Raw genomic sequence first — 10332 nt, forward strand, 5'->3', positions numbered from 1 at the left:
CTCCAAATAGTTATTTCAAATTACTTTTCAGTTTTAACAACAACTTTCTAACTTCCCTTATAGAATCCCTTTCAACATTAAATTCCAATACATATATGGCAACATATATCTTTTAAGTAAAAACATACTATACCGTTCTTTCGCTTGATTAAACGGAAACGTTTCTTGAGGCTCATGTTCATAGTTAAATTCAGCGAGTATAAGACTTTTATATCCTGTAATAATCGGACAAGATGTATACCCGTCGTATTTAGCCTGCAAATCTCTTCCATTAAGTACGTCCATAATATTCTGTTTTAAGACAGGTATTTGTTTTCGAATTGCCGCTCCAGTTTTAGAGGTGGGTAAATTGGTACAATCTCCAAGCCCAAAAATATTCTTAAACTGTACATGCTGCAATGTATAAGGACTTATATCAACCCAGCCTTGATGATCACTTATCTCATTCTCTTTAATAAAATTAGGTGGCCCCATTGGTGGAACAACATGGATCATACTATATGGTACTGTTTCTCTTTTCAGTGTTTGCGTATCTTCAAAAATTGCTTCTCTTTTTTCAGCGATAATTTCTACTAAGTTTTTATTATAATTCGTTATAATTTGCTTTCTTTCTAGTACTTGTTCTAATGTATCTGCATAACGTGGAACTTGAAATATGTTAGCATTCGCAGAATAAAACATTACTTCACTTCTGTTTCTTACACCGTTATTACAAAAATACTCTTCTGCTAAATACATAATTTTTTGTGGAGCACCACCACATTTAATAGGAGTATTGGGGTGGGTGAAAATCGCATTCCCTTCTTTGAATTTTTCGATTTCTCTCCAAGTAGAATCAACATATGTATAAGAATAATTGCTACAAACCCCATTGGTCCCAATAGACTCCTTTAAGCCTTTAATACCGTCCCAATTTATTTGTATACCGGCTGCTACAATAAGAATTTCATATTCAAGCAGCATTCCATCATCTAAAATTATCTTATTTTCATCTGGGAACAACTTAACGACACTTTTTGGAATCCATGTTGCTCCTTTTGGAATAAGTGATTCTTGATCACGCATCGTACATTCCTTTGAAACAATTCCTCCTCCAACTAAACTCCATAGTGGTTGAAAGTAATGTTTTTTTGATGAATCAATAATCGCTATACTTTCTTTCAATAGAGGTACATTTCGTAACAAATGTGCAGTAGAAGATAGTCCTGCAGTCCCAGCACCAATTACAACAATTTTATAACTATCTCTGGTCTTCATTATCCTCTTCCTATCTGAAATTGATTTTTAAATTAACTAATTAGTGGCCGTATTTTCATCGTAGTAACATTATTATAAGTTATAAACACCATCATTTTATCTGATTCAAATGAATATTTTGTTAACTCTATCCATTGACATTACTATATGCGTAAATCTCTTATGTTACTTCTTTAATTTGTTTCAAACACTACAAACTTTACATTTTTCAATGTTATCCGTATACTATGTCACTTTATTAACATTAAATTTCTAAAGATAATGAAGTGCAAGTTCCTTTGGTATGGTTTGTCCATCCTCCTTTTCAGGGGAGGGACAAAAACAAACTTATTCCAATAGCTCTGATTTTCCGAACGGGAAAGCCCACTACGGTGCGATAGCACCCACTTTAGGGGTGGGATGACGCGTGAGGTCAAATGCGATGTACAGATAAAATACCGAAGGTTTGTTCTGCAAATCAAATATTAGAAATAGTATAATTTTCATAATAGACAAGTAAAAGTCTCTAGAACAATCTTGTTCTCTGAAAACAGAATACATATGAGGGTGGAGTAACAAATTCTTCTACTCCGAAAAAATGTATTGAGTCGTCAAGCACAAGACGCTAAAACACAATTGAGAACTCACAATCTGACTCGTTTGGTAATAGAACGAGTGCCGTGTCTGCTATATGCATTGGATTTGGAGTGGTGATGGCACACCGCAATCATGCACGTCAGCGATACTAGAAATAGACTTCGCCCTTTGGTAGCAAGAATCCCACTGAAGTTAGTCAGCTTGTGGCTTTGGCCGTGGGAGTGTCAAATATATGTGCTTTATTCTTTAATTTTGTTTACACACTTAAACGAAACGAGCATATGATATTATATACTAATCCAAAAACCATATTGTTTACTTTCTAAGAGCACTGATCTGTGTTCTTTTTTTTTAGATAACGCTTTTGTTCAACTTTTTGCTACATTTTCAAACATCCATTTGTTACCCTTAACAAGCCCTTTTAAGAACAGTTACATGTAAATAAGATTTTTTTAGTTTTCTAGTTGCTCGAAATTCCCATCAATAGTATCGAAAACTTAAGACCTATATTTCATCGTATTCAAATACCATTCAGCATGGCCCCATGTACTCGCTATCTCCACTTTATCATTCCAATTCATATCATTTGGATCTTGAAATAGCTAATCACTAAATTATGTAATATCTAATTCATAAACCTGCTTACCATATTTTTTCAACCTTCATACTGTAATATTTAATAGTTATCACATTGATCATAAAGGAATAAGAGCGGAAAGTGACTTCTATTAGTCCAAGCACTTCATATTTCTACCACATACACTATAAAATGTTTGGAATTTAAAACATTATTAAAACATTTAATTAGGAGGGTTTAATATGGCAGCATGTGAAGGTTTAGCTTGTGTTATATTCTCTATATGGCCAGTGGGAACAATTGTTACAGTTACTACTAGATCAGGTCAAATTATTGGGCCTGCTACTTTTTCTCAATTCATTCCGAATACTTGTGCGGTGATTTTAGTTGAAGAAGATGTGATTACCCCCTCTTCTACCAATATTATATTTATAAGTTGTGAAGATATAGAAAGTGTGACTTTAACCACTCCTTAAAATGATTCATATGGTTCTAGCTTACTCCATATTTAAGACAATCTAATGAATGTCTTTTTTCATGAAAAATCTAATCTGTATACCCTAAAGTGCTCCCTTCTAATGTATCTATTATTTCAATAAGTTGCTTTAATTTAAATTTTTTCTCTTCTAAAGGTTACTTGTCTACACATCGTTCTACAAACTTTCATATGATATGGTATATTGTTTAAAGGAGGGATAAATTTGTTCTTATGCAATTTATTTGGTTGTTCAGGTGGAGTATGTAGTATTTTTAAAGATTTACAACCAGGCGAAATCGTTACTGTGACTGGTAAATCTGGAAATATTATTGGACCTGCTATTTTTACAAATTTTAACTCTAATACTTGTATCGTCACATTAGAAGAGGAAAATTCAATTACTCCTCCTACTACAAGTATTACTAAGATTAGTTGTAAAGAAATAGAAAGTGTTACATTTATCTCATAATATATTTTAAACCTAAAGCAGGGATTGAAATATGAAACTCTTATACATTACTTCTGGTTACTCAAAAATCTATCAATATTTAGATCAAAGCATACAGGGAACACTTATCGATCAAAATTTCGAATGGTTAGCAGTACAGCCGAGTGAATTAATACAGCAATTGGATTTCATTACAACAACGTTTCATCCCAATATTGTTTTCACCTTATTAGGTAATCGTCTACCACAAAAAGCAATCCAATATTTTAAAAAAAGGAATATTAAATTAGCTGTCTGGTTAACTGAGGATCCATTTTATATAGATACTTCTCTTCTTCTATTAAATAACTTCGATTTTATATTTACTATTGACAGTGAAGCACTTAAATATTACACAGCTTTAGGATATACCAATGTATATCACTTACCTTTAGCAACTAATATAGATGTATTTAAACCTAGTCTAAAAATCCCAAAATATAAAAGTGAAATATTGTTTATTGGATATCCTTATCCACTCCGGGTAAAATTGATACAGTTTCTTTTTGAAAAAACCCCTTATCACTATACTATTATTGGTCAACACTGGAGAAATAAGTTATTAAAAAAATGGAAGAATCACCGAAGAATTAAGATTATAGAAGAATGGATTCCACCTCAAGAAGTTGCACTCTATTATAATAACGCTAGTCTTATTTTAAATCCTCATCGTAGTCATCTATTTCCACAAAATAAAAATAATAATAAAGTAAAAAATAATACCATTAATAACCGTACCTTTGATATTGCCGCTTGCCAAGGCTTTCAAATTATTGAAGAAAAATCTGACCTTTCATCTTTCTTCAATAAAGATGAAATTATATCCTATAACAGCTTTGAAGACTGTTTAAATAAAGTATCTCTTCATCTATATGATACAATTTCAAAAAGATTAATGGTCGAAAGAATTCACACAAAAGTGATTACACAGCACACTTTTCATGAGAGAATCCACTTTATAACGACTATTTTACAATCACAGCTTCAGTAATTTACTAAATTAATAATATCTTTTCTTATATAATCATTCTGAATAAATTAAAATGCTTTTTCAATTTTATGAAGAGGCATTTTAATTAATCCTTCCCCTATAGATAGCTCTCTCTCAATTTCTCTGAAAGTTTTATTAAACTCGTTTTCAATTCTACATATTTTTTTTATTCTACTTATACTATAACTACATCTAAAGTAACATCACTGGTCGGAGCGGTTAACTTTAGCTAACTGCTCATTTGTTTTAAATCCATCATGAAATTTTGTTCTTATTTCTTTTTCACATCATATATTTCTAACCTAGACGTTCTGTTCAGAGAGTTACCTCCTATCTTAAAGAGCACTGATGCATGGTGCTCTTTTTGAGTTTCCTTATTTCTACAAAATGAAATTTTTATTATAAAAGTAATTATTAAATATCATAGGTATTTCGTTTAAAACAAACATTTTTGTATAGGAAGGGAATTGAATTTATGCACAATTTTCATTCCATTTGTGATCAATTTGCTACAATTCTTAAAGGAAAAAATAAAATAAGTCAAAGTGGTTGTGCGGTGTCTTTTCATCGTGATTTTAGGGTGCTAGTTCAAGGAAAACCAAGTGCGTATGTAGTACCCGTTGGAGTAAGTTTCGAATCAATGGATCAAAATGGTAATGCATTAAATTTAGGAGAAATTGCTATTCTACAAGAAGAGATCCCTTTATTTTTGAAATCAATTGTACAACAAGGAATTATCTTTAGTGCTTTACATAATCACTGGTTATACATGACCCCATTAATCATGTATATTCATATCCAATCAGTGGAGCCCCCGTTACATTTTGCGAAAAAATTAGCAAATTCCTTTTTATCTTTAAGTAGCTATCCTATTGCTAATAACAATGATGGGTAATAAATGAATTATATGTGTTTATTTTTTGTTAATAGTTTTATATTAAGCTTATTTCAATCATTACATATCACCTCATTTCAAAATAAAAAAGGACACCTATCCCTAAAATAGCTTTAATTGCTGCTCTAATGAATTTGCGTCTTCTAATTTTCTAACCAGAATTTATCTTATTTCTTTTTGTTTTCAGAAATTATTTTTTACAAAAACACCCCTAAACACATTCTTAACTTTTATTTCACTTGAAACATGTATTTTTTATAATTTTTATGCACCGATAAGATAAGCCCCATCATTATCATATTTGAAAACAGTGAACTCCCTCCATATGATAAAAAAGGAAGTGCAATTCCTTTTACCGGCATTATCCCAACAATCATACCGATATTTTGGAAGATTTGCAGTGTTAAAACACTAATTGTCCCCGCACACAATAATGCACCAAACAGATTCTCTGCTGAATAAGCAATTATAGTTACTCGATATATAAGAAGTAACAAGACCAATACAACGAGAGCCGCTATTATAAATCCACCTTCTTCAGCGATGGTAGCAAAAATAAAATCAGTATGCTTTTCAGGAATATACACACTCCCTTGACCGAATCCTTTTCCATGTAATTCACCACTTCCAACAGCTAAAAGAGATTGTTGTGTTTGATACCCTTGATCCGCATTTTCAGCTGGATTCAGCCAACCTATAATGCGTGATTGTTGGTGAGGTTTTAACTTAGTAACTAATTCTTTAAAGAAAAAATCGGGATATCTTACGTATGTAAATATTAATGTAGATAATAGAGTTACCGGAATGAATGTACAAAATGCAATTAATTTCTTTTGAACCCCTGATATAAATAAAATAAATGCAATAGATGCTGCGTATAAGAACACCATCCCTGTATCTGGCTGACTGTATACTAGTGCAATAGGAGGGATTGAAACTAACATAATTTTTCCAACCAACATGATATCAGTTTTATATGTCCGAGTCATATATTTGGCGTTATGATTCACTACTAAATTTGCGACAAATATAATTAGTGCAATTTTGAAAAACTCCGATGGTTGAATTTGACCGATAACAGGAAATTGAAACCATCTTTTTGCTCCTAATTTAACGGGAGTAAACGTTGATTCCGGTAGTATTTTTAATATAATAATTGACGCAGAACCAACAATATACAATGGCCAAGATAATTTTTTCCATTGATCCCAATCAATACTCGCAACAAATATTAGCAGTACAAAACCAATTATATAGTTCCTACCTTGCTGTAATGCAAAGTTTGTTCTTCCATACTGACCAGTTTGTTGACTACTATAAATTGCAGTGGTACTAATAATGCAAAATAGGCATAAAATCAAAATTAGTTTTGTATCTAAACTCCTTAATAATTCAATTATTTTACTCATGAAACCCTCCTATAGGACTCAATAAATTCCACACATCATAATAATCAATGGTAACTTTTATACCCTTACTATAAGTTTTCTTGGTATTCAATTAAAAATTATATTATTATGTTATAACAAGAAATTTTATTTTATCTAAACTTTCCCTTAAGGTTTCACTTTAAATAGTTAAAGTATTAATAAGTAAATCTTAATTTTTCTTAAACTAAAATGAACAATTCCTTTTTATCCAGAATTACTTAGCTTCTATCTTCTTTAAAATACAGAAGGCACTCTAAAAGCATTAATAACTCCACCTCTAGGCACCTGAATAAAACTCAATATTGCCTTCAATGCTGTAGGCAAAGATTTCATAAATCTGCCTTAAATTCTTCCCACTCTAACTCTCTTGGTCGAGAGCCGAGCAGTTAGCTTTTGTTAGCTGCTCTTTTATGTTTCATCGTCACATTATGATGAAATAGTCATATATTATCTTGAAGTAAAAACCCTAATTTACTTTTAATATCTCACTTTTTCCTTAAAGAGCACTTTTTAAAGGTGCTCTTTTTAGGTTTGTCAGCATAAAACTAAACATTCCGTCAATAATACAGATAGGCGAAAGCCAGAACTCATTTAACCGTCCCTGTAGTTCTTCTCTTTTCTGTATTGAGCAGTTAGCTTTTGCTAGCTGTTCATTTATTTACACTTATCGTATGACTTCGAATACATAATGTATGAAAGTGCTTTGCTTTATCAAAAGGCGATTCGCTATGATTGCCTTTTTTATTTCTCAACGCCCAAAATATGGTATAGGCATTCCAGTAATGGTAATATAAAGGTACCTTCAGTTGTTAACTGTCATGCCCTTTTTAAAGGCCCTGTCTAAAAACAGGGCCTTTAAAATTTATTCTCTACTAAAATATTTTTGTTATAAGTCTCCCTATAAACGATTTAATTTCCTCATTATTAAATTAAATCCCACGAAATAGGTGTTCCTTTTTCGATATCCTTACTTGCTTTCTTTCCAATAATTTTGGATAAGTGTTTTGGCAATAAACCATTCCCTGGTCTAATAGCTTTAATATTTTCGTTTGTAAAGACTTCCCCCGCCTTTATGTTTTCTACTACATATAATGACCTTCTAAATTTTAAAGAATCTTTTTCTATATCAGTAGGGCCATAATATACATTCCCCAAAGATTCCCATGCTTTTTCAGTTTCGCTTACTAATAATTTAAATTCAGCTGGTTCCATTGAAAATTTAGCGTCAACTCCTCCATCCGATCTCGAGAGTGTTAAATGTTTCTCAATTACTGTTGCACCCAAGGCGACACTCGCTACAGATACACCCACTCCCAGTGTATGATCAGATAAACCTACTTCACATTTAAATAACTCCTTCATATGAGGTATGGTAGCTATGTTTGTAGATGTTGGAGATGCAGGATACGTACTTGTACATTTTAATAGAATTAATTCTTTACATCCCTCTTCTCTCGCAGCTCTTACTGTTTCATCTAGTTCAGCAATCGAAGCCATACCTGTCGAAATGATTATTGGTTTTCCTGTTGCGGCTACTTTACGTATGAGGGGAATATCAGTATTTTCAAAAGATGCAATTTTATAACATGAAACATTTAATGACTCTAGAAATTCTACAGCTGTTTCATCAAACGGCGTACTAAATGGTATCATTCCTAACTCTATACAGCGATCAAAAATTGGTTTATGCCACTTCCATGGTGTATAAGCCTCTTTATATAAATTATAAAGTGATTTACCTTTCCATAAGCTTTTTGTATCGTGAATTAAAAAATCACCATTTTCTATATTTAAAGTCATTGTATCTGGTGTATATGTTTGAATTTTAAATCCTTTTGCTCCAGCCTCTGCAGCCGCCTCTACAATTTGTAACGCCCTATCTAATGATTGATTATGATTCCCTGACATTTCTGCAATAATAAATGGCGGCAAGCTATTACCAATCTCTCTACCTCCAATATATACATTACTCATTTTTTTCACCTTCAAGTTCTTTTTTTATAGCCTCTTTCCTTTCTGCCCATTTCTCACTAGACAGGATCATTGTAATGACATCAATGTAATCATCATCCCTGTAAATATAGTTTTCATATCTTCCATCTTCTTGGAACCCAAGTTTCTGATGGAAGTTTAAACTAATACGGTTTGATTCTATTATTTCTGCACATACTTTGTGTATGTCTTTTGTTTCAAAAATATAGTCTAATGCTAATAAACCTAATACAGTTCCGGCACGTCTTACACTTTGTTTTTCACCTATATAAAATCCCCAATAACAAGTCCGCTCCATTTTATCTATTTTTGTAAAATTAACAAATCCAATTGGTTTTTCTTTATATGTTAATAGTCTTGCAACCTTTGTATCATCCACTACTAGTTTTTCATACCACTTTAAATGTTCGTCTATTGTTATTTGATGATTTTCATACATAACCGAGCGAATTTCTTTTGTATTCCGCCACTGTAAAATAAGTTCTAAATCTTTCTTTTCTAACCTTTTCAATTGAAAATACCCAATATTTAACATACTATCCTCCTAAAATAATTTTTGCTATTTCATTTGAATTACTCGCACACTGTATAGAAAGAGCTTTATTAGACATTTCTTTCACTATTTTAGAATCTAATAAAAGTTTGTTTAGACATTTCGTAATTGCTTTATCAGAAACACTTTCAGCTGTACCAATATTCCATGTAGCTCCAAGCTTCGCTACAGTCTTGGTTACTTCGATTTGATTTTGGGCAGTTGTAATTGTTATTGAAGGTAATCCAAGAAAGCATCGTTCCCATGTGCTTGTGCCCCCAGCTCCTATCCCTAAATCCGCTCGTATGAGAAACTCTTCCATGTTCTCTATTTGACAATAAAATGAAACGTTAGAAACACTCTTACAATAAGTTTGAATCTCCTCTTTATGCGGATTTTGGCTTCCTACCACAACGTCTATTTTTAAGTTATCTTTATATATATTTTGTAAGGCTCTTAACGTTTTTAATGTCTCATTTGTTACATCATGCCCACCAAAAAATATAAAGATTCTCTCAATTTCTCCTGTTCTTTTTCGTGAAAATTTCTTAGCGGCATGAAACTCTGGCCGTAATATAGCATATTTAGGCCCCAATTTTACTAATGAGTGCTCAGGTATTAAATCTTTATAGCGACCATTAAGGTTATCGTATAAATTTTGGTCTAGTAACAAATCACAGTCGTGCATTCGATTTGCAAGATCATCGATTACCATTATTTTTCTTACATTTTTTCTTAAAGCAGACTCCCACTTATTACCTAATCCATAATGATCAACAATTAGCCAATCCAAGTTGGGAAGTTGCGATAAAATATCGTTGGTCTGTTGCGCATCAACAAACCAATGATATTTTAGCCAATTTAAATAACTCCCTTGTACTGTACTTAAGAAATTCGTATTTTCATCATCTGCATCTAATAAAAACACCTGGAATCCCTTAGTTAATATATATTGCTGCAAATCACCTTGCAGCTTACGACAAATGAAATAAACTTGAGCACCTTTATTCCGTAATTCATGGGCCAGTGTTAAACAACGCATAATATGACCAGTACCTATTTCAATAGATGCGTCGGCGCGAAAGGCAATTTTTTTCTTAAGCAAGATACTTCCTCC

General features: G+C 32.1%; 9 protein-coding genes. 4 read left to right on the plus strand and 5 right to left on the minus strand.

Features of this window, described 5'->3' with window-relative positions:
* Positions 1–57: 57 nt before the first annotated feature.
* A complete protein-coding gene (locus SJY24_RS31545; protein ID WP_377867522.1) occupies positions 58–1257 on the minus strand; it encodes an FAD/NAD(P)-binding oxidoreductase in 1200 nt (399 codons plus the stop codon).
* Positions 1258–2652: 1395 nt separating this feature from the next.
* Between SJY24_RS31545 and SJY24_RS31550 the strand changes: the two genes are divergently transcribed.
* The 4 genes from SJY24_RS31550 to SJY24_RS31565 all read left to right on the plus strand — a co-directional run bounded on the left by SJY24_RS31550 (position 2653) and on the right by SJY24_RS31565 (position 5261).
* Positions 2653–2886, plus strand: coding sequence for a CGEA protein (locus SJY24_RS31550; protein ID WP_377867523.1), 234 nt, complete (start codon positions 2653–2655; stop codon positions 2884–2886).
* A gap of 225 nt (positions 2887–3111) precedes the next feature.
* Positions 3112–3357, plus strand: coding sequence for a CGEA protein (locus SJY24_RS31555; RefSeq protein ID WP_377867524.1), 246 nt, complete (start codon positions 3112–3114; stop codon positions 3355–3357).
* A gap of 31 nt (positions 3358–3388) precedes the next feature.
* Positions 3389–4366, plus strand: a complete 978-nt coding sequence (locus SJY24_RS31560) for a CgeB family protein (protein ID WP_377867525.1) — start codon at positions 3389–3391, stop codon at positions 4364–4366.
* A 475-nt stretch (positions 4367–4841) separates the two neighbouring features.
* Entirely contained in the window at positions 4842–5261 is a 420-nt protein-coding gene (locus SJY24_RS31565; protein ID WP_377867526.1) for a DUF1259 domain-containing protein, read from the plus strand.
* 230 nt (positions 5262–5491) lie between these two features.
* On the opposite strand, the gene SJY24_RS31570 is transcribed toward SJY24_RS31565, so the two are convergent.
* The 4 genes from SJY24_RS31570 to pseG all read right to left on the minus strand — a co-directional run bounded on the left by SJY24_RS31570 (position 5492) and on the right by pseG (position 10320).
* Positions 5492–6670 (minus strand): FtsW/RodA/SpoVE family cell cycle protein, encoded by a 1179-nt coding sequence (locus SJY24_RS31570; protein WP_377867527.1) that lies wholly within the window; start codon positions 6668–6670, stop codon positions 5492–5494.
* Between the two features lie 945 nt (positions 6671–7615).
* The gene (gene pseI / locus SJY24_RS31575; protein ID WP_377867528.1) at positions 7616–8665 is read right to left on the minus strand and encodes a pseudaminic acid synthase; all 1050 of its coding nucleotides are present in this window, start codon (positions 8663–8665) and stop codon (positions 7616–7618) included.
* Positions 8658–9218: a UDP-4-amino-4,6-dideoxy-N-acetyl-beta-L-altrosamine N-acetyltransferase gene (pseH, locus tag SJY24_RS31580; protein WP_377867529.1), complete on the minus strand. Its 561-nt coding sequence runs from the start codon at positions 9216–9218 to the stop codon at positions 8658–8660. Before pseH ends, pseI begins: the two co-directional genes overlap by 8 nt.
* A 1-nt stretch (position 9219) precedes the next feature.
* Positions 9220–10320: a UDP-2,4-diacetamido-2,4,6-trideoxy-beta-L-altropyranose hydrolase gene (gene pseG, locus SJY24_RS31585; protein WP_377867530.1), complete on the minus strand. Its 1101-nt coding sequence runs from the start codon at positions 10318–10320 to the stop codon at positions 9220–9222.
* Positions 10321–10332 lie beyond the last annotated feature (12 nt).

The sequence above is a fragment of the Bacillus sp. R86525 genome, from assembly GCF_042466195.1.
GTDB lineage: Bacteria > Bacillota > Bacilli > Bacillales > Bacillaceae_G > Bacillus_A > Bacillus_A nitratireducens.